Source organism: Streptomyces colonosanans, from assembly GCF_001866645.1.
Taxonomy (GTDB): Bacteria; Actinomycetota; Actinomycetes; order Streptomycetales; family Streptomycetaceae; genus Streptomyces; species Streptomyces colonosanans.
On sequence record NZ_MLYP01000050.1, the window covers coordinates 71718 to 95715 of the forward strand.

Sequence of the window (23998 nt, forward strand, 5' to 3'; positions counted from 1 at the left end):
TCGCGGCGCCCCGCCCGCACAATGGGCCCATGCGCACCGTGACTGCCGTGGCCCATCGCGGCGACCCCTACCTCCGCCGCGAGAACACCATCGACTCACTGCGTTCCGCGCTCGACCGAGGCGCGGACGCGGTCGAGATCGACGTACGGCTCACCCGGGACGGTGTTCCCGTGCTGCTGCACGACGAGACGCTGAAGCGGCTGTGGGAGCGGGACCGGCCGCTCACCTCGCTCACCTCTCACGAGGTGCGGGAGCTGACGGCGGGCGGGCTGCCGACACTGGCGGACGCGCTGGCGGCGACCGACGGGAGCCGGGTCATGATCGACCTGCCCGGCGGGCCGTCGCCCCGCGCCGTGCGCCGGATCGTGGACGCCGTCGGGCAGTGCGGGGCCCGGGAGCGGGTGTACTACTGCGCGGGGGCGCAGACCATGCTGGCGGTCCGGGCCGCCGACTCCGCTGCGGAGATCGCGCTGACCTGGACGTCGCTGGCACCTCCGCGCCCGGCCCTGCTGGACGCCGTACGCCCGCGCTGGCTCAACTACCGATTCGGCCTGGTCGACGGGGAGTTGACGGACCGGGTCCATCGCGACGGCTACCTGCTGTCCGTCTGGACACCCGACACCCGGCGCTCCATGCGACGCCTCCTCGACATGGGCGTGGACTCGATCACGACGAACCGCATCGACACGTTGCGCATGGTCCGCGGAGGCTGAGGCGGGCACGGGTTCGCCCTGCGGCGGCCGGGCCCTGGGCCCGGCCGCCAGGCCGCCTGCACCCCTAGGGGCGCCCCTCAGGCCGACTCCCGGGACGGTGCCCTCCTCCGCGACGATCCCCAGCTCCACAGCGGCCGCCAGGATGATCACCACATCCCGCCGAGCCTGGAGCAACCGATGCAGATACGTCCGTCCGCCGTCGCCCTCGCCACCGCCCTGGTCGTGGGCCTGACCGCACTGCCCCTGGCGGGAACCGCCGCCGCGCACTCCGCGCCCTCGTCCTGTTCCGGACAGGTGAGTCCGCCGTCCGCGGCCCACGGTCCCGATGTCGAGGCGCTGTGTGCGGCGCTCGCCGGGCTGCCCGACCAGGACGCCACCGCGGCACTCATCCGCGTGGGTGGCAAGGGGAGTTGGCACGGAGCGGCCGGGGTGCGGGACATCCGGACGGGGGCGCCGGCGCTGGAGGACGCACGCTTCCGCGCGGGTTCGATCACGAAGGTCGTCACCGCGTCCATCGTGCTGCAACTCGCCGCCGAGGGGCGCATCAGCCTCGACGGCACTGTGCAGCACTATCTGCCGGGACTGCTCACCAAGGACTTCCGGCCCATCACCGTACGGCAGTTGCTGAACTACACCAGTGGCCTGCAGTCCGGCGACTCCCTCGGCGAGACGGTCGCGCAGGGGTATCAGCACCGCTTCGAGACGCTGACGCCGCAGCAGGTCGTGGCGTCCGCCGTCGCCAAGGGCCCGCAGTCCGACCCCGGCACACAGCAGGACTACGACAACATCCACTACACCGTCCTCGGCATGCTGATCGAGAAGGTCACCGGTGACTCGTACGCGCACCAGGCGTCCGTACGGATCTTCCGGCCGCTCGGCATGCGCGACACCTCGTTCCCAGACGGTCCCGACCCGCGGATCCACGGCCCGCACAACCGCGGATACGACCGGTTCGACGGCCAGTTGACGGACGTGACCGACTGGAACATGTCCGACCGGTGGGCGGCCGGCGACCTGATCTCGACGACCGCCGACCTCGAACGGCTGCTGGTGGAACTGTTCCGCGGCCACGTCGTGCCCAGGCCGCAACTGAAGGAGATGTTCACGCTCCCGGACGTGCCCGGGGCGAGGTACGCGGCGGGGCTGGAGCGGTTCGAACTGAACGGCAAGGTGATCTGGGGCAAGACGGGCTCGCGCCCCGGTTACGCCTCGGTGATCGCCGCCACCCGGGACCTGTCCCGGACACTGGTGTACTCGGTGAACGCGACCGACGCGAAGGGCGACGGCCTGCCCGTCGCCCAGCGGTTCGGGTTCCCGGCGTTCAACCGCTGACGGCCACGAGCGGAGGGGCCGGCGCCGCTGGCTCCGCCTACAGCCCCACGATGCCGTTCCACCGTTTCGTGAACTCCGTCCGCTCCGCGGCTGTCATGTCCCGCGCGACCGCCAGGCGCTTGCGCATCGCCGCGTCCGGGAAGATCAACGGGTTCTCGGCCAGGGCCACGCTGTCCTCGTCCTTGGCCGAGGCCAGGACGTCCTGAGCCGCCGGGACAGGGCAGACGTAGTTCACCCAGGCGGCGAGCTCCGCGGCGACCTCCGGCTGGTAGTAGTAGTCGATCAGCCGCTCCGCGTTGGCCTTGTGGAGGGCCCGGTTGGGGATCATCAGCGTGTCCGCCCACAGCTCCGCGCCCTCCTCGGGGACGACGAAGCGGATGTCCGGGTTGTCCGCCTGCAGCTGGATCACGTCCCCCGAGTACGCCTGACAGGCCACCACGTCCCCGCTGACCAGGTCCTTGGTGTAGTCGTTCCCGGTGAACCGGCGGATCTGGCTGCTGCGGACATGTCGCTCGACCTGGTCGCAGACCTTGTGGAAGTCGTCCGCGGTCCACTTGGCGATGTCCGCACCGTTGCCCTGCATCAGCAGCGCGAACGCCTCGTCCAGACCGGACAGCAGGGTGACCTTGCCCTTGAGGTCGCTCGCCCACAGGTCCGAGACCTGGCGGATCTCACGGCCGGCCTTGCGGCGGTTGTACGCGATTCCGGTGATGCCGGACTGATACGGCACCGAGAACTTCCGCCCCGGGTCGAAGGCGGGCGAGCGCAGCAACGGGTCGAGGTAGCGCGCCACGTTCGGCTGGGCGGCCCGGTCCATCTCCTGCACCCAGCCGAGGCGTACGTACCGGGCGCACATCCAGTCGCTGTGGACGATCAGGTCCCGGCCGGTCTTCTGATGGTTCATCAGGGCCGGACTGATCTTGCCGAAGAACTCGTCGTTGTCGTTGATCTCCTCGACGTAGTCGACCTTGATGCCGGTGCGCTTCTCGAACGCGTCCAGGGTCGGTCGCCGGTTCGGGTGCTTGTCGTCCGTGTCGATGTACAGCGGCCAGTTCGCCCACGTCAGCCGCTTGTCCCGGGCGGACAGGTCGGCGGCGGCCCGGTCGCCGGGTGCCACGTACGCGGCGGGCACACCGCAGCCGGCGAGCGCACCGAGCACCGCGCCGCCGCCGAGGGCGCGCAGCAGGGAACGGCGGGAGGGGGTTGGTGTCTTCGGTGTCTGGGCCATCCCGGCAGCATGGCGCCCCGCCCGCAACCGATCAATGGACGCTGCGTCGAGCCGCCCCACCTGGACCCGACACCTTGTCGACCGCTTCGCCGGGCGGCACGGGCGCACAGCGCCCTGGGCACCGGAGCGGCGACGTCCCCGAGAACACCGCGGCCCCGGACGGGTCACCTCCCGTCCGGGGCCGCTGGGGTACCGCTGTGGCGCCTACGCGTCCAGCGACGTCATCACGTGCTTGATCCGCGTGTAGTCGTCGAAGCCGTACGCCGACAGGTCCTTGCCGTAACCGGACTTCTTGAAGCCACCGTGCGGCATCTCCGCGACCAGCGGGATGTGCGTGTTGATCCAGACGCAGCCGAAGTCGAGGACCTTGGACAGGCGCATCGCGCGCGCGTGGTCCTTGGTCCACACCGAGGACGCGAGGGCGTACTCGACGCCGTTCGCGTACTCGACGGCCTGCGCCTCGTCCGTGAACGACTGGACGGTGATGACCGGGCCGAAGACCTCGTTCTGGATGATCTCGTCGTCCTGCTTGAGGCCCGAGACGACGGTCGGCGCGTAGAAGTAGCCCTTGTCGCCGACCCGCTGGCCGCCGGCCTCGACCTTGGCGTGCGCGGGCAGGCGCTCGATGAAGCCGGAGACCTGCTTGAGCTGGTTCGGGTTGTTCAGCGGACCGTAGAGCACGTCCTCGTCGTCCGGCTGACCCGTCTTCGTCTCGGAGGCAGCCTTTGCGAGCGCGGCCACGAACTCGTCGTGGATGGACTCCTGGACGAGGACGCGGGTGGCGGCCGTGCAGTCCTGGCCGGCGTTGAAGAAGCCCGCCACCGAGATGTCCTCGACGGCCTTGGCGATGTCGGTGTCCTCGAAGACGACGACCGGCGCCTTGCCGCCCAGCTCCAGGTGGACCCGCTTGAGGTCCTTGGACGCGGACTCGGCGACGGACATGCCCGCGCGCACGGAACCGGTGATGGACGCCATCGCCGGGATCGGGTGCTCGACCATCAGGCGGCCGGTGTCGCGGTCGCCGCAGATGACGTTGAAGACGCCCTTGGGCAGGATCGAGCCGATGATGTCGGCCATCAGGGCCGTGGACGCCGGGGTGGTGTCCGACGGCTTGAGGACGACCGTGTTACCCGCGGCGATCGCCGGGGCGAACTTCCACACAGCCATCATCATCGGGTAGTTCCACGGCGCGACCTGCGCGCAGACGCCGACCGGCTCACGGCGGATGATGGAGGTCATCCCCTCCATGTACTCGCCGGCCGAGCGGCCCTCCAGCATGCGGGCGGCGCCCGCGAAGAAGCGGATCTGGTCGACCATCGGCGGGATCTCCTCCGACCGGGTCAGACCGATCGGCTTGCCCGTGTTCTCGACCTCGGCCGCGATCAGTTCCTCGGCGCGCTCCTCGAACGCGTCAGCGATCTTCAGGAGGGCCTTCTGGCGCTCCGCGGGCGTGGTGTCGCGCCAGCCCGGGAAGGCCGCGGCGGCGGCCGCCATCGCGGCGTCGACGTCCGCCTGCCCGGACAGTGGGGCGGTCGCGTACGCCTCACCGGTCGCCGGGTTGACCACCTCAGTGGTCCGTCCGTCGGCGGCGTCACGGAATTCGCCGTCGATGTAGTTGCGCAGACGACGCAGCTCGGTGCTCACTGCCGGGCCTCCAAGTTCGGGTGTCCAATCGCTGAGACACCCACCCTAGTGTCTGACCCCACGTTTTCAACAGCCCCATTCCCGTCAGAGCTACGAAATCCGCAGGGTGTGAACACCCAAACAACGAATTTCATCGATCGAGCCTTGCAAAACTGTCGAGACGTCGTGCACAGTGGCCTCGTGGCCAGTCGAAGCGCAGACCAGAGGGGCTCACGCGAGTCCAGGAACGGCAGTCCCCAGCTGGATGCCGTCTCCCTCGCCATCATCGAGCAGCTCCAGGAGGACGGCCGCCGGCCGTACGCCGCGATCGGCAAGGCCGTCGGCCTCTCCGAGGCGGCCGTGCGCCAGCGCGTCCAGAAGCTGCTCGACCAGGGCATGATGCAGATCGTCGCCGTCACGGACCCGCTCACCGTGGGTTTCCGCCGTCAGGCGATGGTCGGGATCACCGTCGAAGGCGATGTGGAGGCTGTCGCCGACGCACTGGCCGCAATGTCCGAATGCGAGTACGTGGTGATGACCGCCGGCTCGTTCGACCTGATGGTGGAGGTCGTCTGCGAGGACGACGACCACCTGCTGGATGTCATCAGCAAACGCATCCGGGCCATCCCCGGAGTGCGCTCCACCGAGAGCTTCGTCTACCTCAAGCTCAAGAAGCAGACCTACATGTGGGGAACCCGATAGCCGTGAGTACCAAGGACCTCAGCAAGACCGCGTACGACCACTTGTGGATGCACTTCACCCGCATGTCCTCGTACGAGAACGCCCCCGTTCCCACCATCGTCCGGGGTGAGGGCACCTACATCTACGACGACAAGGGCAAGCGCTACCTCGACGGTCTCGCCGGCCTGTTCGTGGTCCAGGCGGGCCACGGCCGCACCGAGCTGGCCGAGACGGCGCTCAAGCAGGCGCAGGAGCTGGCCTTCTTCCCGGTGTGGTCCTACGCCCACCCCAAGGCCGTCGAGCTCGCGGAGCGCCTCGCGCACTACGCGCCGGGCGACCTGAACAAGGTCTTCTTCACCACGGGCGGCGGCGAGGCCGTCGAGACTGCCTGGAAGCTCGCCAAGCAGTACTTCAAGCTGGTCGGCAAGCCCACCAAGCACAAGGTCATCTCGCGTGCGGTCGCCTACCACGGCACCCCGCAGGGCGCCCTGTCCATCACCGGTCTGCCGGGCCTGAAGGCCCCCTTCGAGCCCCTGGTCCCGGGCGCGCACAAGGTGCCCAACACCAACATCTACCGCGCCCCGATCTTCGGCGACGACCCGGAGGCCTTCGGCCGCTGGGCCGCCGACCAGATCGAGCAGCAGATCCTCTTCGAGGGCGCGGACACGGTCGCCGCGGTCTTCCTGGAGCCGGTGCAGAACGCCGGCGGTTGCTTCCCGCCGCCGCCCGGCTACTTCCAGCGGGTGCGCGAGATCTGCGACAAGTACGACGTGCTGCTCGTGTCGGACGAGGTCATCTGCGCCTTCGGCCGCCTGGGCACGATGTTCGCGTGCGACAAGTTCGGCTACGTGCCGGACATGATCACCTGCGCCAAGGGCATGACGTCGGGTTACTCCCCGATCGGCGCGTGCATCGTCTCCGACCGCCTGGCCGAGCCGTTCTACAAGGGTGACAACACCTTCCTGCACGGCTACACCTTCGGCGGCCACCCGGTGTCCGCGGCGGTGGGTCTCGCGAACCTCGACCTGTTCGAGCGCGAGGGCATCAACCAGCACGTGCTCGACAACGAGGCCTCGTTCCTCTCGACGCTGCAGAAGCTGCACGACCTGCCGATCGTCGGTGACGTCCGCGGCAACGGCTTCTTCTACGGCATCGAGCTGGTGAAGGACAAGGCCACCAAGGAGTCCTTCAACGAGGAGGAGACCGAGCGCGTCCTGTACGGCTTCCTGTCGAAGGCCCTGTTCGACAACGGCCTGTACTGCCGTGCCGACGACCGCGGCGACCCGGTCATCCAGCTGGCCCCGCCGCTGATCTCCAACCAGGAGACCTTCGACGAGATCGAGCAGATCCTGCGCGCGACGCTGACCGAGGCCTGGACCAAGCTCTGATCCTCCCGAGGTGGGGATCTCCCCCCTGGTGATGATCGCGTAAACGGCCCCGCACCACCCGTTCGAGTGAGAAACGGCGGTGCGGGGCCGTCGGCTGTCCTGGCTCCCGCTGCTGTCTGCCTAGCGTGCCAAATGACGATCGGCCCTGCCTTCGTTCCCCCGAAAGGGTCCCCCGGACGGGAGATCGACGGGGGACAACGGATCTGGAACCGAGGTGTACGCGATGGTGGCCCCGCCGGACAACGACGTGCTCTGGGCACGCGCCCTGCACTTCCAGCACAACGGTTCGCCCGCGCTCAACGGTGTCTCGCTCGGCGTACGCGAGGGCGAGATCCTGGCCGTGACCGGCCCGCGCGGCAGCGGCAAGACGACCCTGCTCCAGTGCCTGGCCGGGCTGCTCCCGGCCCAGCAGGGAGAGGTCTGGTTCAACAGCACCCCGGTACACACCATGAGGCCGCTCACCCGAGAGCGGCTGCGCCGTGACCGGTTCGGCTGGATCGACCCGGTACCCCTTCTCGTCCCGGAACTGAACGCCTGGGAGAACGCCGCCCTGTCGCTGATGCTGCGCGGCACAAGCCGCCGCCGGGCCAAGGCCACGGCCCTGGAATGGCTGGAGCGCCTCGACATCGGCGGCTGCGCCCGCAAGCGCCCGTACCAACTGGTCCAGTCCGAACGGCAGCGCGTCGCCATCGCGCGGGCGATCGCGGCCTCGCCGACCGTGCTGTTCGCGGACGACCCGACGGCCCCGCTGCACCGTGCCGACCGCACCCTGGTGCTGCGCACGCTCACCGCGGCGGCCCGCTCGCACGGCATCACGGTCGTCCTGGCCACGCACGACGCGGACGCCTCGGCGCTCGCCGACCGCACGGTGTCCCTGCTGGACGGTCGGCGCGTGCACACCGTCCAGCTGCCCCCGATCACCGAGACGGAAGGCCGGCCCGCGTGCTCGCTCTCCGTCTAGCCCGCGCGGCCCATCCTCTGGTCCAGCTCCGCCGGCTGCTGGTCGTCACCGCCTCCGCGGGCACGGGCTTCCTGCTGCTGTGCACCCTGGGGTACGCGCTGACGCACCCGGAGGCGTCGCCCGGCTCGGCACTGCGGCTGGCCTGGTGCCTCGCGCCGGTGGCCGCCACGGTGCACTTCGCCGTCGCCGTCGCGCGGACCGATCCCGGCACCCGCCCCCGGTCCGGCCTCGCGGCGATCGGTCTCGGTCCGGGCCGGCTGATGGCCCTCTCGGCGGTGACCACCGCGCTGTCGACCTCGCTCGGCTCGCTGCTGGCGCTGCTGGCCTTCCTCCATGTGCGGGGCGATCTGCCCGGGGGCGCGATCGGCGGCCGGGCAGCGGAGTTCCTCGCCGCGGACCAGTCGCTGCCACTGCCCGCGGCGCTCACTCTGCTCGCGGTGATTCCGGTGACCGCGTCCCTGGGAAGCGCGCTGGTCCTGCGTCCGAAGGGCGAACGCCGGCGCCGCGCCGGACGGCGCGGCGCCGGCGCGCAGACCCCCTCCCCGACCGGCAACACCCCGGACGCACAGGACGCCGGCCATCTGGGCAGGGCCCCTGATCCGAACCGGCCCGCCGTTCCCCGGCCCGCCCCGGGTGGCCTCCCCTGGGGCGTGGCCACGCTCGCCGTGGGCCTGGCCGTGGAGACCTACGCGGGCCGCACGAACCGGACTCCGGGGCCCCGTCTGCCCGGCGGTCTGGCGAGCGGGCCCGCCGGGGTACCGGTGGGCTGGGCGCTGACCGCTCTGGGGCTGGCACTGGCCGGGCCCGCGATCGCGTACCTGTGCGGCTGGCTACTGCAGGCCGTGCGCCCCGGTGCCGTGCGGCTGCTCGCCGGGCGCGGACTGCAGGAGGAGGCGGGGCGGATCGGGCGACCGCTCGGGGTGGTGTGCGCGGTGGCGTCGGGTGCGTACGCGGCGGCCGCACTGTCCACCGGCACACACTCGTCCTACGGACCGCTCACCGCTCTGGGCGCGGTACTGGTCGTGGGCTGCACCCTCGCGACGCTGGCGACGGCCGCGATCGAGTCGAAGCAGGCGCGTGCCGACACGGTCGCCGCGCTGGTGCGGCTGGGTGCGCCGGCCACGCTGCTGCGCACTGCGGCACTGTTGCGCACGACCGCGCTCGTCGTGGTGTGTGTGCCCCTTACGTGGGCGATCGCGGAGTTGGCGGCGCTGCCGCTGACAGGCTGAGCAAGGCCTCACGGATCGGCTGGAAGAATCCCACGTACCACCGATGAGTTTCGCAGCGACGTGCGGTCCAACTCTACGTACAGTCCACCGAACGACCGGGAGAAACCGCTCATGTACCAGCAGATGATCTTCGTGAACCTGCCCGTCGCCGACGTCGACGCGTCGAAGAAGTTCTTCACGGAGCTGGGCTACACGATCAATCCGCAGTTCACGACGGACGACTGCGCCTGCGTCGTCATCAGCGACACGATCATCGCGATGCTGCTGGGCAAGCAGCGCTACGCCGACTTCACCGAGAAGGAGATCTCGGACGCGACGACGACCAGCGAGGTGCTGCTCTGCCTGAGCGCCGAAAGCCGCGAGAAGGTCGACGAGTTGGTCGACCACGCGCTGGCCGCGGGCGGTACGAGCAGCCGGGAGGCCACCGACCACGGCTACATGTACGGCCGCTCCTTCGACGACCTGGACGGCCACACCTGGGAGGTCATGTGGATGGACCCGGCCGCGGTCCAGGGCTGAGCCCACGCAGGTGAACTCGGACGCGACTGCAGGTGGTTGACACCGTTCAAGCGGCAATCGAACCATGTGACGGCCATTTCACGCCAAAGTCCCCCGCCATGCCGGACACCCGCGTTGACATGCCTCACCCGCCGCTTATAGACCTGAGAGCCTCTCGGGGATGCTGCTGTCGCAGCAACACCCTTGAAACCCCCCTCAGTTGCGCATCCCGCGAAGGGCAGTCGTGTCCATATCCTCCCGCACCGCACGATCGGTGCGCATCCTCGGCGTCGCCTCCGCCGCTGCCGCCGCGCTCGCACTCGGCTCCGCCGGCGACGCGCTCGCCTGCACCATCCGTGACTTCTCGGCCGTCGCATCCTGCGGCGACAACGGGAAGGGCGTCATCACCGTCACCGACAAGGACGCCTCGGGCACGAAGGCGACCGTGACGGTCTACCTCGAGTCGAACGGCGCGGACGCGAAGAAGATCGGCGAGCAGACGGTCACCGGCACCCGCCAGGGCGCGACCGTCACGTTCTTGGAGGACTGGGCGCCGGGCGCCCAGTACCGCGTCCGCATCAAGGCCGGGAACATCGTCGACGAGGACATCTCGCCGGATCTGACCGCGCCGTCCAAGGCCTGCACGACCACCGGGACCACTCCGTCGGCCTCAAAGAGCGCGCCGCCGGCCTCCACCGCCCCGAAGCCGTCGGAGACTCCGGCCCCGCCCTCGTCCGCCACCCCCACGGCCACGCCGTCGGAGCCGGACAGCACCGCGCCCGCCGCCACCAGGGACAACTCCCCGTCACCGGCGGCCGGCGACTCGAACCTGGCGGATACCGGCGCCGGCTCCGATATGCCCGTGATCATCGGTGTCGCCGGCGGCCTGGTCGTCATCGGCGGTGGCGCGGTGTTCTTCGCCATGCGTCGCCGTGGCGCGTCGAAGGCCGACTGACACCTCCGTACGACTCTGCGGCCCGCCCCTCGGGGCGGGCCGTTGTGCGCGCATGTACGCAAAGGCACCTCTCAGGCACCTCGCCACTCATCCGAACGAGGCCCTCTGGAGCCAGAACTCCAGCAGTTCCCGCTCGCCGTGCACCTCCAACTCCCCGCTGTCCAGCGGGAGCCGGCGATAGAACGCAAGGAGGACGGCTGTCAGCGGGCCGCGCAGGGCCACCGTCGCCTTCTCGTGGCCGCGCCGCCAGACGACACCGTCCTCGGTCAGCTCGACGATCCATTCGGCGTTCAGCCCGGGTGCCGTGTCCGTGGCGTGGAGGTGGATACTGCGACCCGGGCCGACAAGTTCCCGCTCTCCTCGCGTCTGCGTCCGCACGAAGAACTCGACGATCTCCAACCACTCGTCCAGCGCGTCGGCCGCAATGTCCGGGGCAACCTCGTACGACTGTCCGGCGGCCAACGTCGCGTCCGCTCGGTGGATCGTCAGCTCATGGCTCATCCGGCGGGCCCAGAAGCCGGCGTCGCGATGACCGGTCCAGGACCACACCGGTGCGTCCGGCCCGGCCGCGCGCAACGTACGTACGAGCGTCTCACCGGACTCCGCCAGCCAGGCGTCCAGGTCCGAGGCGGATCGCGGACCCGCAAAACCGGGCACCCGCTCATCGGGGATGTTCTCCTGAGCCCGGGTCCGCACGAGCAGTTCGACCCAGCGCAGGGCCCCGGCCGTATGCCGAACGAGCTGTTCGAGTGACCAGTCCGGGCAGGTCGGCACGGTGACCGACAGGTCGGCGACCGCGGCCACCTTCCGAAGCCGGCCGACCTGGCGTTCGATCTCGTCGCAGTAGCGATCATGCGTGAGCATCGTCATGATCCGCACCCTATGGGCGAGAGACGCTCCCGAGCACGACGATTTCGGCCGCATCGAACACGACCCCGACCTCGTCCCCGGACTCCGGCGCCTCCCGGAGTGCACACGCCGCCTCCAGCCCGGCCGCCTCCTGCGGCTGCAGGCGTACGGCGACATGGGTGCCGCGGAAGGTTCGTGCCGCCACGGTGCAGCGCAGGCCCTCGGACGCGTCCACCAGTCGTACGCCCGTGGGCCGGACGAGCAGCGTGCCCGGCCCCTGCGGCGAGCCCGCCGGTACCGGGAGCTTGCCCCACGGTGTGTCCGCGAACTGACCGGTGACGGTCGTCTCCACCACGTTGTCGAAGCCGAGAAAGCGCGCCACGAACTCGTTCGCCGGCCGCTGCCACACCTCAAGTGGGCTACCGGACTGGGCGATCCGTCCGTCACGCATCACGACGACCCGGTCGGCGAGCGCGAAGGCCTCGCCCTGGTCGTGGGTGACGGCGAGCACGGTGGTGCCCAATCGGCGGAAGACCTCCCGGAGTTCGACGACCAGCCGCTCGCGCAGCGACCGGTCGAGCTGGCCCAGCGGCTCGTCCAGCATCAGCAGCCGCGGCCGGGGCGCGAGGGCGCGGGCGAGCGCGACACGCTGCTGCTCCCCACCGGAGAGGGAGGCGACGGCCCTGCGCTCCGCCCCGGGCAGGCCGACGAGGTCGAGCAACTCCCTTACACGAACAGCCTGTTCATCACGTGAGGCGCTCCTCATACGAAGTCCGAAGGCGACATTGCCACCCACGTCCCGCTGCGGGAACAGTTGGTGGTCCTGGAACATCAGCCCGACACCCCGCCGGTGCGCGGGAACCCCGTTCAGATCACGGTCGTCGAGGAACACCCGCCCGGAGTCGAGGGGCTGCAGCCCGGCCACAGCCCGCAGCAGCGTCGACTTGCCGCCGCCGCTGGGTCCGAGCACACACACGATCTCGTGCTCGGCGACATCCAGGTCGACTCCGTCGAGCGCGGCATGCCCGGCGAAGCGCACACTCGCCCCGTCCAGTCTGAGCATCGTCACAACTCCCCCGTCCGCTCCGTGCGCAGCCTCTCCAGAACCAGCAGCGCCACCGCGCACACCACCATCAGAATCGTCGAAAGTGCCATCGCCTGGCCGTAGTTGAGGTCACCGGGCCGTCCGATGAGTCGCGCCACCGCGACCGGCAGCGTCGGGTTGTCGGGCCGCGCGATGAACACCGTCGCCCCGAACTCGCCCAGCGACACGGCGAAGGCGAACCCGGCCGCGATCAGCAGTGCCCGCCGCACGATCGGCAGATCGACCTCCCGCCACACCCGCCACGGCGACGCCCCGAGCACGGCCGCCGCCTCCCGCAGCCGCTCGTCCACGGCCCGCAGCACGGGCAGCATGGTGCGCACCACGAACGGAACTCCCACCAGAGCCTGCGCGAGCGGCACCAGGATCCAGGAACCGCGCAGGTCCAGCGGCGGCTTGTCGAGGGTGATCAGAAACCCGAAGCCGACGGTCACCGCGGACACCCCCAGCGGCAGCATCAACAGCGCGTCGAAGCCGCGTACGAGACGACCGGCGCCCCGGCGGGCGAGGGCCGCGGCGGCGAGGGAGCCGATCAGCACGGCGATGGACGTGGCGGCGACGGCGTACCGGAGCGAGTTGCCGATCGCCTGGATCGGCGCCACGAGGAAGGTGCCGCCGTCGGCGTGCGTCAGCGCCTTGTAGTACGCGAACCCGGGCGCGTCGAGCGAGCGCGCGACGAGGACGGCCGGCGGCAGTACGAGCAGGAGCGCGACCGTGACGAGGACCGCGCCCAGCAGCGCCCACTGCCCCACGCCGCGCGGTCTGCGCGCCGTGCGGGCCGCGTCGACCAGTCGCAGAGCGCTCTCCCCGCGGCGGACGGTCCAGGCGTGCACGACGAGGATCGCGCCCACCGTCGCGAACTGGATGATCGTCAGCACGGCGGCGGTGGACAGGTCGAAGATCTGCGAGGTCTGCCGGTAGATCTCGACCTCGAGCGTGGAGAAGGTGGGGCCGCCGAGGATCTGCACCACACCGAACGAGGTGAAGGTGAACAGGAACACCATCAGCGCGGCGGCGGCCACCGCCGGACTCAGTGCGGGGAGCGTCACCTTCCGCCAGGCCGCGAGGCGGGAGGCGCCGAGCATGCGGGCCGCCTCCTCCTGGCGCGGGTCGAGCTGGGCCCACAGACCGCCGACCGTGCGTACGACGACGGCGTAGTTGAAGAAGACGTGAGCGAGCAGGATGGCCCACACGGTCGTGTCGAGCCGTACGCCCCACAGGTCGTCGAGGAGTCCGCCGCGGCCGACGAGAGCCAGGAAGGCTGTGCCGACGACGACGGTGGGCAGCACGAACGGAACGGTGACGACCACCCGCAGCACCTGCTTGCCCGGGAAGTCCAGGCGTGCGAACACGTAGGCGCCGGGGAGTGCCACCAGCAGGGTGAGAGCGGTGGAGGCGAGCGCCTGCCAGGTCGTGAACCACAGCACATGCCGGATGCCGGAATCCATGAGCACATCGGCGATCCGGCCCCACTGCCAAGTCCCGCCGACCTTCAGGCCGCGCCGGACGATCGCGGCGACCGGGTAGGCGAAGAACACCGCGAAGAACGCGACGGGCACGGCCATCAGACCGAGCCTCGCCGCGTTCCCGCCACGGCGCCCGCGGGGGGCTACTTCAGTACGAGCGAGGTCCACGACTTGACCCATTGGTCACGGTGGGCGGCGATCCGGTCGGGGGCCATGGTCTCGGGGTCCTTGGCCTGGGGACCGTACTTGGCGAACTCCGCCGGCACCTCGGCGGTTTCACGCACCGGGTAGACGAACATGTTCAGCGGCATGTCCTGCTGGAACTTCTCGCTGAGCAGGAAGTCGAGGAGTGCCTTGCCGCCCTTGCTGTTCCCGGCGTTGCTGAGCAGTCCGGCATACTCGACCTGCTGGAAGCAGGTGCCGTACGCCACACCGGTCGGCGCGGTCTTAGGCCGCGGCTTGGCGTAGACGACCTCGACGGGCGGCGAGGAGGCGTACGAGACGACGAGCGGTCGCTCACCCCCGGCCTTCCTGCCACCGGCGGAGCCCGAGAACTCCTCGTTGTACGCCTGTTCCCAGCCGTCGACCACCTTGACGCCGTTGGCCTTCAGCTTCTTCCAGTAGTCCTGCCAGCCTCCCCCACTCTCGGCTTCGCCCGAGCGGGAGGTGCCCCCATCCCCGTATTTGGCGGCGGTACCGAGCAGGAAACCGAGGCCGGGCGAGGACGTCGAGGCGTTCTCGGTGACGAGGAGGTTCTTGTACTCGGGCTTGATGAGGTCGTCGAAGGTGGCGGGCGGGGTCAGCTTGTGGTCGGCGAAGTACTTCTTGTCGTAGTTGACACAGATGTCACCGGAGTCGATCGGCGTGACCCGGTGCCCGGCCTCGTCGGCCCGGTACCGGTGCACGACCATGTCGTAGCCCTTCGGCCGGTACGGCTGGAACAGCCCGTTGTCGAGCGCCCGCGACAGCAGGGTGTTGTCGACGCCGAAGAGGACATCGCCCTGGGGGTTGTCCTTGGTGAGGATCGCCTTGTTGACGGCCTGGCCTGCGTCGCCGTCCTTCAGGACCTTGACGGTGTATCCGGACTGCTTCTCGAAGTCCGCCAGGACACTCTTGGAGACGGCCCATGAGTCGTGGCTGACCAGGGTCACGGTCTTGGAGTCGCCGCCGCTGCCGCTCGTGGAGCCGGACGATCCGCACGCGGACAACGTGACCATGCCCAGCCCCACGGCCACGGCCACGAACCGCCTGCCGGTGATGCTCACTGAATTCCTCCTGGAGGGTGACCAGGAAGAGACGCAGCCCTGCCCGGGAGCCCCGAAGGGAAACCCGGGCAGGGCACAACAGCTCGAGTGAAGACCGAACTTCCTACCCAGAATGACCTGGGCGAGGTTCAGAGGGTCTGCGGTCGATACCGCACTCTCAGCGCTGTGGCGCTCCCCTGTCGGAATATGAAGATGTACGTATGGAGTTCAGACTACCGCGCTAGCGCTCGCTGGCCGCCAGCTGTCCGCACGCTCCGTCGATCTCCTGACCACGGGTGTCCCGGATGGTCACCGGAACCCCATGAGCGGCGATCGCCTCGACGAACGCCTTCTCGTCCTCGGGCCGCGAAGCGGTCCACTTGGAACCGGGCGTCGGATTCAGCGGGATCAGATTGACGTGCACGGGCTTGCCTTTGAGGAGCCGGCCGAGCCGGTCGCCGCGCCACGCCTGGTCGTTGATGTCCCGGATCAGCGCGTACTCGATGGACAGCCGCCGCCCGGACCTGGCGGCGTACTCGAAACCGGCATCCAGCACCTCGCCCACCTTCCACCGGGTGTTGACGGGGACGAGAGTGTCGCGCAGTTCGTCGTCCGGCGCGTGCAGGGAGATGGCGAGACGGCACTTGAGGCCCTCGTCGGCGAAGCGGTGAATGGCCGGCACCAGCCCGACGGTCGACACGGTGATCCCGCGCTGCGAGAGTCCGAGACCGTCCGGCGTGGGATCGGTGAGCGACCGGATCGCACCGATCACGCGCTTGTAGTTGGCGAGGGGCTCACCCATGCCCATGAAGACGATGTTGGACAGGCGCGCAGGGCCACCGGGGATCTCGCCGTCGCGCAGCGCCCGCATACCGTCGACGATCTGGTGCACGATCTCGGCGGTGGACAGGTTGCGGTCGAGGCCGGCCTGCCCGGTGGCGCAGAACGGGCAGTTCATGCCGCAGCCCGCCTGGGAGCTGATGCACATGGTGACCCGGTCCGGATAGCGCATGAGCACGGACTCGACGAGCGTGCCGTCGAAGAGCCGCCACAACGTCTTGCGCGTCGTGTCCTGGTCGGTCGACAGATGCCGTACGACCGTCATCAGTTCCGGAAGCAGCACCTCCTGGAGCCCGGCGCGGGAGGAGGCAGGGATGTCGGTCCACTGCTCCGGATCCTGCGTGTACCGCGCGAAGTAGTGCTGCGAGAGCTGCTTCGCGCGGAACGGCTTCTCGCCGATGGCGGCGACCGCCTCCTTGCGCTCGGCGGGCGTGAGGTCGGCGAGGTGGCGCGGCGGCTTCTTGGCTCCGCGCGGCGCGACGAAAGTGAGTTCTCCGGGCTTGGGCATGGTCCTACCAGTGTCGCAGACCCGCGCGACGGTTCTCCCGGTGCGGCAGGCCGGCGCACTGTCGCCCATGCCACTCTTCGCTCCCCATGCCCCCTGGTCGGGACACCCGGTGGACGGGGCCGCCTGCCGGTGTCACCGACAGGAAGGGGCCCGTCGCACCATGGCGACGGACCCCGTCTCGCGTCTGCGTCTCGCGTGCCGAAGGGCCGGGGACCTGTGCTCAGCCCGCCCCGACGAAGACGACGAACAGCAACCACACCACCGGGGCCGTCGGCAGGAGCGAGTCCAGGCGGTCCATGATGCCGCCGTGGCCCGGCAGCAGGGTGCCCATGTCCTTGATGCCCAGATCCCGCTTGATCATGGACTCGCCGAGGTCGCCGAGCGTGGCGCTGGCCGCGACCGCGAGGCCCAGCAGGAGCCCTTGCCACCACGAGCCGCCGTCGATCAGGAACTGCATGCACAGCGCGCCCGCGACCATCGCGAAGGTGACCGCGCCGACCAGGCCCTCGCGGGTCTTGCCGGGGCTGATGCGCGGGGCGAGCTTGTGCTTGCCGAAGCGCCAGCCGACCGCGTACGCGCCCGTGTCGCTGACGACCGTCAGCAGCAGGAACGTCAGCACGCGCTGTGGGCCGTCCGCCGCCGTCAGCATCATGGAGACGAACGTGGCCAGGAACGGCACGTAGAAGGCTGCGAAGAGGCCTGCCGTGACGTCCTTCAGGTAGCCCTCAGGCGGCTCCGTCATACGCCAGACCAGGGCCGCGAGCGCCGTGAGCGCCATCGCCACCCAGGCGCCCTCGGCACCGCGCACATATCCGGCGACGACCATCGCCGCACCGCCGACCGCCAGCGGCACGAGCGGCGCCTTGATGCCCTTGCGCTCCTCCAGCCGCTTCGTCAGCTCCCACAGGCCCACGACGACGGCGACCGCTATCACGCCGACGAACACGGCCTTGACGATGAACAACGACGCGACGATCACGACGCCCAGCCCGACGCCGACCCCTATGGCCGCGCCCAGGTCGCGGCCCGCGCTCTTCTTGTGCGGCGCGGGCGCCGGCTGGGGGGCGTCGGGCATGGGCTCCGGATTCTGCGACGCCGCCCGGGAGGGCGACGCCGACGGCGTGTAGTCGCGGAACAAGGGGCCACCCGGCCGGACGGCCCTCCCGTCGTCATCCTGGTCTCCGCCATATACGGGCACGTCGGGCACGATGGGCATAGGAGCCGTCTGCTGCTGGGCGTCATACGCATCGTGCGCGGGACCCGCCGGGCCGGGACTCTGGACGGGCCCGTGATCAGCGGGCCTCCATTGCTCGGCCTGCGGCGGCGCCCCCCAGGAAGACTCGTTCATCAGACTTCGAGCAGCTCGGCTTCCTTGTGCTTGAGCAGCTCGTCCACCTGCGCGACGTACTTCGCGGTGGTGTCGTCGAGCTCCTTCTCCGCACGACGGCCCTCGTCCTCGCCGACCTCGCCGTCCTTGATCAGCTTGTCGATGGCGTCCTTGGCCTTACGGCGCACGGAACGGATCGAGACCTTGGCGTCCTCGCCCTTGCCCTTGGCGACCTTGATGTAGTCGCGGCGGCGCTCCTCTGTCAGCTCCGGGAACACCACGCGGATGATGTTGCCGTCGTTCGTCGGGTTGACGCCCAGATCGGAATCGCGGATCGCCTGCTCGATGTTGCGCAGCGCGCTCTTGTCGAACGGGGTCACCACGGCCATGCGCGGCTCCGGCACCGAGAACGAGGCCAGCTGGTTGATCGGCGTCGGTGCGCCGTAGTAGTCGGCGACGATCTTGTTGAACATCGCCGGGTGCGCACGGCCGGTGCGGATCGCGGCGAAGTCCTCCTTGGCGACCAGGACGGCCTTCTCCATCTTCTCCTCGGCCTCGAGGAGGGTCTCTTCGATCACCACTTGCTCCTGCGTGTCTTGAGTAGGCCCGGCAGCTGTTACTCGTCGGTCCGCGGCCGGCTGCGTCGCGTCTTCTTCCTGCACGGTTCCTGACCGGTAGGACATTGTCCATCCCCCCGGTCAGGGTCCGTCACCCGGACGGGGTTAACACCCCGGCGGGTCGCTCTCCGGTCAGTCCCGGCTGCCTTGGTCGCCCACGAGTGTGCCGATCTTCTCACCCTTGACGGCCCGCGCGATATTGCCCTCCGCCAGGAGCTCGAAGACCAGGATGGGCAGCTTGTTGTCCCGGCACAGCGTGATGGCGGTCATGTCGGCGACCTTGAGGTCGCGGGTGATGACCTCGCCGTAGCTGAGCGAGTCGAACTTGACAGCCTCGGCGTTGGTCTTCGGGTCGGAGTCATAGACTCCGTCCACGCCGTTCTTGCCCATGAGCAGCGCCTCGGCGTCGATCTCCAGGGCACGCTGGGCGGCGGTCGTGTCGGTGGAGAAGTACGGCATGCCCATACCGGCGCCGAAGATGACCACACGGCCCTTCTCCAGGTGGCGCACGGCGCGCAGCGGGATGTACGGCTCGGCGACCTGGCCCATGGTGATGGCCGTCTGGACGCGCGAGTCGATGCCCTCCTTCTCCAGGAAGTCCTGCAGGGCCAGGCAGTTCATGACCGTACCGAGCATGCCCATGTAGTCGGAACGGGCCCGGTCCATGCCGCGCTGCTGGAGCTCGGCGCCGCGGAAGAAGTTGCCGCCGCCGATGACGACGGCGATCTCGGACCCGTCGCGCACCACGGCCGCGATCTCACGGGCGATGGCGTGCACCACATCCGGGTCGACTCCGAGTCCGGTTCCGCCGGAGAACGCCTCTCCGGACAGCTTCAGCAGAAACCGGCCGCTTACTTTGCCGCCGTCGCTCTTCTCGGCCTTGGTGGTCATGGAGATCTCCTCGTGGTGCACATACGAAGAAGGCCATTGCCGGTGGGTGATTCGCATCCCATGCGCGGCAATGGCCTCCTCGTCAGATCTGTTGTCGTCCGCCACGCATGTGTGCGGGGCGGCGTACCCGGGCGACTGCTCTCGACCCTATCGGGGTCGGGCGTCGATCGCGGTACGGACTCAGATGCCGACCTTGATGCGCGCGAAGCGCTTCAGGGTGACACCCGCCTCGTCCAGAACCTTCTGGACGGACTTCTTGTTGTCCAGCGCGTACGGCTGGCCGAGCAGCGTGGCGTCCTTGAAGAAGCCGTTGAGACGACCCTCGACGATCTTGGCGATCGCGGCCTCGGGCTTGCCCTCGGCGCGGGTGGTCTCCTCGGCGATACGGCGCTCGGTCTCGACGACCTCGGCCGGGACCTCGTCCTTGGAGAGGTACTTCGGCGCGAAGGCGGCGATGTGCTGGGCAATGCCCTTGGCGACCTCGGCGTTCGGCTTGTCGAGCTCGACCAGGACACCGATCTGCGGGGGCAGGTCGGGCATGGTGCGGTGCATGTAGGCCACCACGAAGCCGTCGGCGTACTGCGCGAAGCGGTCCAGGACGATCTTCTCGCCCAGGTTGGCGTTGGCCTCGTCGACGAACGCCTGGACAGTCTTGCCGGCCTCGATCTCGGAGGCGAGCAGGGCCTCGAGGTCGGCCGGGGAGGTCTTGGCGACGTGCTCGGCGATGGCCTTGGCCACGGCCTGGAACTTGTCACCCTTGGCGACGAAGTCGGTCTCGCACTTCAGCTCGACGATGACACCGGAGGAGTTGTCGTCAGCGATGATGGAGACCACGGCGCCGTTCTCGGCGGAGCGGCCCTCGCGCTTGGCGACGCCCTTCTGGCCCTTGATCCGGAGCGCCTCGACGGCCTTCTCGACGCTGCCCTCGGCCTCGTCCAGCGCCTTCTTGCAGTCCATCATGCCGGCGCCGGTGAGCTCACGGAGCTTCTTGACGTCGGCGGCGGTGTAGTTCGCCATGATCTGTGAATCTCTTCTCGGAGTTCGAAGTCTCGAAGTCGGCGGCCGCCGCTGCTTGGGCGGGCGGCCGCCAAAGATCTACGGGCTACGAAGATCTCAGGGCTGCGGGTGAACGGCGGGTGGCGCGGTCGGCGCCACCCGCCCTCACATCAGCCGAACGGCCCTTGAGGTCAGGCCTGCTCGCCCTCGGCAGCCGGAGCCTCCGCAACCGGAGCCTCGGCCGCCGGAGCCTCGGCCGCCGGAGCCTCGGCCGCCGGAGCCTCGGCCGCCGCCTCGGCAGCCGGGGCAGCCTTCTCGGCGTCAGCCTTCTTCTCGCCCTCGAGCAGGTCGCGCTCCCACTCGGCGAGCGGCTCGCCCGCGGCCTTCTCACCCTTGCCCTCGGTGGCGACACCGGAACGGGCGATGAGGCCCTCGGCGACGGCGTCGGCGATCACACGGGTGAGCAGGGTGACGGAGCGGATCGCGTCGTCGTTGCCCGGGATCTTGTAGTCGACCTCGTCGGGGTCACAGTTGGTGTCGAGGATGGCGACGACCGGGATGTTGAGCTTGCGGGCCTCGCCGACCGCGATGTGCTCCTTCTTGGTGTCCACGATCCAGACGGCGCTCGGCACCTTCTGCATCTCGCGGATACCACCGAGGGTCTTCTCCAGCTTGGCCTTCTCGCGGGAGAGGACCAGGAGCTCCTTCTTGGTCAGACCCGACGCCGCGACGTCCTCGAAGTCGATCTGCTCGAGCTCCTTGAGGCGCTGCAGACGCTTGTAGACGGTCGAGAAGTTGGTGAGCATGCCGCCCAGCCAGCGCTGGTTGACGTACGGCATGCCGACGCGGGTGGCCTGCTCGGCGATGGCCTCCTGCGCCTGCTTCTTCGTGCCGACGAACATGACGGTGCCGCCGTGGGCGACGGTCTCCTTGACGAACTCGTAGGCGCGGTCGATGTACGACAGCGACTGGAGCAGGTCGATGATGTAGATGCCGTTGCGCTCGGTGAAGATGAAGCGCTTCATCTTCGGGTTCCAGCGACGGGTCTGGTGACCGAAGTGGACGCCGCTCTCCAGCAGCTCCCGCATCGTGACGACGGCCATGGCCGTTCTCCTTGAGTTTTCTCGGTTGTGCCGCGGGTGCCGGATGGCACTCGCGCCTGACGCCCGCGATGCGCCGTGCCGCAAAGGACCGAGGAGCGCTGACACCGACCTCGTGATGGCCTGGTGTCGGGGCGTGCGAAGTCGACCCGGTGGCCCGGATCGCCACAAGAAGTGTAAGGGACGGGCGGAGCGGCGGGTGACGCCTCTGTCCACAACACGGTCGTCGCCCACAGATCCCAGCCGTGATCGCCCGGTGTGCGGGACGGTTCTCGCATGGGATTGACACGATTTCCACGGGCCTGGCCTGCTGTGCTGCTGCTTGTGACGGTGAGCGTGCTGAGCACCGTGGCGTGGGCGGGCACGCCGTCCCGCCCGAGGCCGGCCGCGGCGCCCGCACCGCAGCCCGACGCGCCGGTACCGGCGCTTGCCCGGAACTGGCCGGTGGGCGCTCGCCCTGTGGCCCTGCGGGGCTGGGAACCCCCGGCGACCGCGTACGGCCCGGGCCACCGCGGCGTGGACCTGGCTGCTGCTGCGGGCGATCCGGTCCGGGCGGTCGCCGCCGGCCGGGTGATCTTCGCGGGAAGGGTGGCGGGGCGGGGCGCGGTCTCCGTCGACCTGACGGGCACCGGCGACCCCCCGCTGCGGACGACTTACGAACCGGTCCGCGCGTCCGTGCAGAGCGGCGACGAGGTTGCTCCGGGCGAGGTGCTGGGCGTACTGGAACCGCCCGTGTCCCACTGCGCCGCATCGTGCCTGCACTGGGGCCTGCGCAGGGGGGAGACGTATCTGAACCCGTTGTCGCTGCTGCCGCCATGGCTGCTGCACGGGGGCCCGGCCCGCCTGCTGCGGGTGAACCGGGTACCGGTGCCGCGGGAATGACGCCCAGCGGTCGTACGCCGTGCCCGGTGCGGCGCTCAGCCCCGGACGCCCCGCAGAGCCATCGCGACCGCCGCCTCGGTGATGGTGGCCGGATCCTCCGCGGCACCCAGCTCGATACGCCGCACCGCCGCGTCGACCACGCCCTGGAGCAGCATCGCCGCCAGCCGGGGCTCATCGTGTCCGATCTCGCCCAGGACCTCGACGATCATCGCCACGAGTCCGCCGTGCGCCGCGCGGATCTTCTCGCGAGCCCCGGCGTCCAGCTCGCTCGCCGAAATGGCGACCACGGCCCGGTGCCGCCGGTCCCCCACGAGCGCCAACTGCCGGCGCACATAGGCCTCGACCTTCGCTTCGGGGCCGTCCGCTGCGGCCAGCGCCGCCCCGACCTCGGCCGCCCAGACGGGGAAGTCGACCGCACACAGTTCCTCGACGACGGCCGCTCGGGAGCGGAAATACTCGTAGACGGAGGAGCGCGCGAGGCCCGTCCGCTCGGCAAGGGCGGGGAACGTCAGCGCCTCCGTACCCCCCTCGGACAGCAGGGACCGTGCCGCGTCCAGCAGGGCGGCTCGCTGCATCGACCGGTGCTCGGCCACAGAGGCCGCTCGAATCCTAGGCACCCCAACACTGTACGGACCGACCGCCGCCGACGGGAGCCGCCCGCGCTCCGTACACCCCTCCCGGGCACCGCCCGCCAGGCGTACCGGCCGGCTTGCCGTCGTCGCGTCAGCGCCCGAAGCCGGCCAGCTTCGCCCGCAGTTGCAGAACGGACTTGGTGTGGATCTGACTGACCCGGCTCTCGGTCACTCCCAGCACATTCCCGATCTCGGCAAGCGTGAGGCCCTCGTAGTAGTACAGCGTGACAACGGTCTTCTCCCGCTCGGGCAACGTGTTGATCGCCCGCGCCAGGAACCGCCGCAGCTCCCGGTCCTCGGCGACCTCCACCGGGTCGTCCGCAGCCGTGTCCTCAAGGGTGTCCATGAGGCTCAGCCGGTCTCCGCCCTCGCCCCCCACATGCAGCAGTTCTTCCAGCGCCACCACGTTCGCGAGCGAGAGCTGGCTGAAGACGGCGTGGAGCTCCTCCACGCCGATCCCCATCTCCGCCGCCACCTCCCCCTCCGACGGCGTCCGCCGCAGCCTCGCCTCCAAGGTCGCGTACGCCCGCTCCACGTTGCGTGCCTTCTGCCGTACCGACCGCGGAATCCAGTCCAGCGCCCGCAGCTCGTCGATCATCGCGCCGCGGATCCGCGTGATGGCGTACGTCTCGAACTTGATCTCCCGGTCGATGTCGAACTTCTCGATCGCGTCGATCAGTCCGAACACCCCCGAGGAGACGAAGTCCCCCTGTTCCACATTGGCCGGCAGCCCCACGCTCACCCGGCCCGCCACGTACTTCACCAGCGGCGAGTAGTGCAGGATCAGCTGCTCCCGCAACCGCTCGTCCCCCGTCTCCTTGTACGACCGCCACAGCTCGTCGAGCGTCGAGGGAGCGGGCGGGCGCACGGTGCCGCCGTCGCGGGCGGCTGGGGGATGCGCCGACCGGTCGGACCCGGAGGTGTGCTGAGGCATTC

Annotated in this window: 23 protein-coding genes; 9 read left to right on the plus strand and 14 right to left on the minus strand. The window is 69.7% G+C overall.

The features are described 5' to 3' along the window. The first annotated feature begins 29 nt into the window (after positions 1–29). Both BIV24_RS19870 and BIV24_RS19875 read left to right on the plus strand, forming a co-directional pair. Positions 30–713: a glycerophosphodiester phosphodiesterase gene (locus BIV24_RS19870; protein WP_071367716.1), complete on the plus strand. Its 684-nt coding sequence runs from the start codon at positions 30–32 to the stop codon at positions 711–713. A 177-nt stretch (positions 714–890) separates the two neighbouring features. Beyond that, positions 891–2045: a serine hydrolase domain-containing protein gene (locus BIV24_RS19875; protein ID WP_071367717.1), complete on the plus strand. Its 1155-nt coding sequence runs from the start codon at positions 891–893 to the stop codon at positions 2043–2045. Between the two features lie 37 nt (positions 2046–2082). Here BIV24_RS19875 and BIV24_RS19880 read toward each other — a convergent pair whose 3' ends face one another. Next, on the minus strand, positions 2083–3273 hold the full coding sequence (locus tag BIV24_RS19880) for an ABC transporter substrate-binding protein (protein ID WP_071367718.1): 1191 nt from the start codon (positions 3271–3273) through the stop codon (positions 2083–2085). 204 nt (positions 3274–3477) lie between these two features. After that, the gene (locus BIV24_RS19885; protein WP_071367719.1) at positions 3478–4917 is read right to left on the minus strand and encodes a gamma-aminobutyraldehyde dehydrogenase; all 1440 of its coding nucleotides are present in this window, start codon (positions 4915–4917) and stop codon (positions 3478–3480) included. A 165-nt stretch (positions 4918–5082) separates the two neighbouring features. On the opposite strand from BIV24_RS19885, the gene BIV24_RS19890 reads away from it, so the two are divergent. From BIV24_RS19890 to BIV24_RS19915, 6 genes are all read left to right on the plus strand, one after another. Next, positions 5083–5598 (plus strand): Lrp/AsnC family transcriptional regulator, encoded by a 516-nt coding sequence (locus tag BIV24_RS19890; RefSeq protein ID WP_071367720.1) that lies wholly within the window; start codon positions 5083–5085, stop codon positions 5596–5598. Beyond that, positions 5583–6965, plus strand: coding sequence for an aspartate aminotransferase family protein (locus BIV24_RS19895; protein ID WP_079168398.1), 1383 nt, complete (start codon positions 5583–5585; stop codon positions 6963–6965). Before BIV24_RS19890 ends, BIV24_RS19895 begins: the two co-directional genes overlap by 16 nt. Before the next feature lie 223 nt (positions 6966–7188). After that, a complete protein-coding gene (locus tag BIV24_RS19900; RefSeq protein WP_071367792.1) occupies positions 7189–7926 on the plus strand; it encodes an ABC transporter ATP-binding protein in 738 nt (245 codons plus the stop codon). Further along, a complete protein-coding gene (locus BIV24_RS19905; protein WP_071367722.1) occupies positions 7908–9155 on the plus strand; it encodes a hypothetical protein in 1248 nt (415 codons plus the stop codon). The genes BIV24_RS19900 and BIV24_RS19905 overlap by 19 nt, the downstream gene beginning before the upstream one ends. Positions 9156–9266: 111 nt before the next feature. Then, positions 9267–9674, plus strand: coding sequence for a VOC family protein (locus tag BIV24_RS19910; RefSeq protein ID WP_071367723.1), 408 nt, complete (start codon positions 9267–9269; stop codon positions 9672–9674). Between the two features lie 223 nt (positions 9675–9897). Next, positions 9898–10608, plus strand: coding sequence for an LAETG motif-containing sortase-dependent surface protein (locus tag BIV24_RS19915; protein ID WP_177198765.1), 711 nt, complete (start codon positions 9898–9900; stop codon positions 10606–10608). An 87-nt stretch (positions 10609–10695) separates the two neighbouring features. Here the strand turns inward: BIV24_RS19915 and BIV24_RS19920 are convergent, their stop codons facing one another. The 10 genes from BIV24_RS19920 to rpsB form a co-directional block, all read right to left on the minus strand. Next, positions 10696–11478, minus strand: coding sequence for a maleylpyruvate isomerase family mycothiol-dependent enzyme (locus BIV24_RS19920; protein ID WP_071367793.1), 783 nt, complete (start codon positions 11476–11478; stop codon positions 10696–10698). Between the two features lie 10 nt (positions 11479–11488). Beyond that, positions 11489–12520, minus strand: coding sequence for an ABC transporter ATP-binding protein (locus BIV24_RS19925; protein ID WP_071367725.1), 1032 nt, complete (start codon positions 12518–12520; stop codon positions 11489–11491). Positions 12521–12522: 2 nt separating this feature from the next. Next, positions 12523–14124, minus strand: coding sequence for an ABC transporter permease (locus BIV24_RS19930; protein WP_071367726.1), 1602 nt, complete (start codon positions 14122–14124; stop codon positions 12523–12525). A gap of 44 nt (positions 14125–14168) precedes the next feature. Then, positions 14169–15242 carry a thiamine ABC transporter substrate-binding protein gene (locus BIV24_RS19935; RefSeq protein WP_071367794.1) on the minus strand — a complete coding sequence of 358 codons (1074 nt, stop codon included), beginning with the start codon at positions 15240–15242 and terminating at the stop codon, positions 14169–14171. Positions 15243–15510: 268 nt separating this feature from the next. Next, the gene (gene rlmN, locus BIV24_RS19940; RefSeq protein WP_071367727.1) at positions 15511–16617 is read right to left on the minus strand and encodes a dual-specificity RNA methyltransferase RlmN; all 1107 of its coding nucleotides are present in this window, start codon (positions 16615–16617) and stop codon (positions 15511–15513) included. Positions 16618–16837: 220 nt separating this feature from the next. Then, a complete protein-coding gene (locus BIV24_RS19945; protein WP_079168399.1) occupies positions 16838–17965 on the minus strand; it encodes a phosphatidate cytidylyltransferase in 1128 nt (375 codons plus the stop codon). Beyond that, positions 17965–18522 (minus strand): ribosome recycling factor, encoded by a 558-nt coding sequence (frr, locus tag BIV24_RS19950; RefSeq protein WP_071367795.1) that lies wholly within the window; start codon positions 18520–18522, stop codon positions 17965–17967. The genes BIV24_RS19945 and frr overlap by 1 nt, the downstream gene beginning before the upstream one ends. A 171-nt stretch (positions 18523–18693) precedes the next feature. Beyond that, on the minus strand, positions 18694–19452 hold the full coding sequence (gene pyrH / locus BIV24_RS19955) for a UMP kinase (RefSeq protein ID WP_071367729.1): 759 nt from the start codon (positions 19450–19452) through the stop codon (positions 18694–18696). A 180-nt stretch (positions 19453–19632) separates the two neighbouring features. Next, entirely contained in the window at positions 19633–20469 is an 837-nt protein-coding gene (gene tsf / locus BIV24_RS19960; RefSeq protein WP_071367730.1) for a translation elongation factor Ts, read from the minus strand. A 170-nt stretch (positions 20470–20639) separates the two neighbouring features. Beyond that, the gene (gene rpsB, locus BIV24_RS19965) at positions 20640–21551 is read right to left on the minus strand and encodes a 30S ribosomal protein S2 (RefSeq protein WP_071367731.1); all 912 of its coding nucleotides are present in this window, start codon (positions 21549–21551) and stop codon (positions 20640–20642) included. Between the two features lie 273 nt (positions 21552–21824). On the opposite strand from rpsB, the gene BIV24_RS19970 reads away from it, so the two are divergent. Continuing rightward, positions 21825–22430: a M23 family metallopeptidase gene (locus BIV24_RS19970; RefSeq protein WP_071367732.1), complete on the plus strand. Its 606-nt coding sequence runs from the start codon at positions 21825–21827 to the stop codon at positions 22428–22430. Positions 22431–22465: 35 nt separating this feature from the next. Here the strand turns inward: BIV24_RS19970 and BIV24_RS19975 are convergent, their stop codons facing one another. Continuing rightward, complete coding sequence (locus BIV24_RS19975) at positions 22466–23023, minus strand: TetR/AcrR family transcriptional regulator (RefSeq protein ID WP_071367733.1); 558 nt, start codon at positions 23021–23023, stop codon at positions 22466–22468. Positions 23024–23153: 130 nt separating this feature from the next. Beyond that, on the minus strand, positions 23154–23996 hold the full coding sequence (gene whiG / locus BIV24_RS19980; RefSeq protein WP_071367734.1) for an RNA polymerase sigma factor WhiG: 843 nt from the start codon (positions 23994–23996) through the stop codon (positions 23154–23156). Between the last annotated feature and the right edge of the window lie 2 nt (positions 23997–23998).

Bases quoted from the DNA above. Each gene is read 5' to 3' on its own strand.
- BIV24_RS19910 (WP_071367723.1), top strand. From the start codon at position 9,267: ATGTACCAGCAGATGATCTTCGTGAACCTGCCCGTCGCCGACGTCGAC.
- BIV24_RS19945 (WP_079168399.1), bottom strand. From the start codon at position 17,965: ATGAACGAGTCTTCCTGGGGGGCGCCGCCGCAGGCCGAGCAATGGAGG.
- tsf (WP_071367730.1), bottom strand. From the start codon at position 20,469: ATGGCGAACTACACCGCCGCCGACGTCAAGAAGCTCCGTGAGCTCACC.
- BIV24_RS19875 (WP_071367717.1), top strand. From the start codon at position 891: ATGCAGATACGTCCGTCCGCCGTCGCCCTCGCCACCGCCCTGGTCGTG.
- BIV24_RS19925 (WP_071367725.1), bottom strand. From the start codon at position 12,520: ATGCTCAGACTGGACGGGGCGAGTGTGCGCTTCGCCGGGCATGCCGCG.
- whiG (WP_071367734.1), bottom strand. From the start codon at position 23,996: ATGCCTCAGCACACCTCCGGGTCCGACCGGTCGGCGCATCCCCCAGCC.
- BIV24_RS19970 (WP_071367732.1), top strand. From the start codon at position 21,825: ATGGGATTGACACGATTTCCACGGGCCTGGCCTGCTGTGCTGCTGCTT.
- BIV24_RS19935 (WP_071367794.1), bottom strand. From the start codon at position 15,242: ATGGTCACGTTGTCCGCGTGCGGATCGTCCGGCTCCACGAGCGGCAGC.
- rlmN (WP_071367727.1), bottom strand. From the start codon at position 16,617: ATGCCCAAGCCCGGAGAACTCACTTTCGTCGCGCCGCGCGGAGCCAAG.
- BIV24_RS19920 (WP_071367793.1), bottom strand. From the start codon at position 11,478: ATGACGATGCTCACGCATGATCGCTACTGCGACGAGATCGAACGCCAG.
- BIV24_RS19930 (WP_071367726.1), bottom strand. From the start codon at position 14,124: ATGGCCGTGCCCGTCGCGTTCTTCGCGGTGTTCTTCGCCTACCCGGTC.
- BIV24_RS19880 (WP_071367718.1), bottom strand. From the start codon at position 3,273: ATGGCCCAGACACCGAAGACACCAACCCCCTCCCGCCGTTCCCTGCTG.
- BIV24_RS19870 (WP_071367716.1), top strand. From the start codon at position 30: ATGCGCACCGTGACTGCCGTGGCCCATCGCGGCGACCCCTACCTCCGC.
- rpsB (WP_071367731.1), bottom strand. From the start codon at position 21,551: ATGGCCGTCGTCACGATGCGGGAGCTGCTGGAGAGCGGCGTCCACTTC.
- BIV24_RS19900 (WP_071367792.1), top strand. From the start codon at position 7,189: ATGGTGGCCCCGCCGGACAACGACGTGCTCTGGGCACGCGCCCTGCAC.
- pyrH (WP_071367729.1), bottom strand. From the start codon at position 19,452: ATGACCACCAAGGCCGAGAAGAGCGACGGCGGCAAAGTAAGCGGCCGG.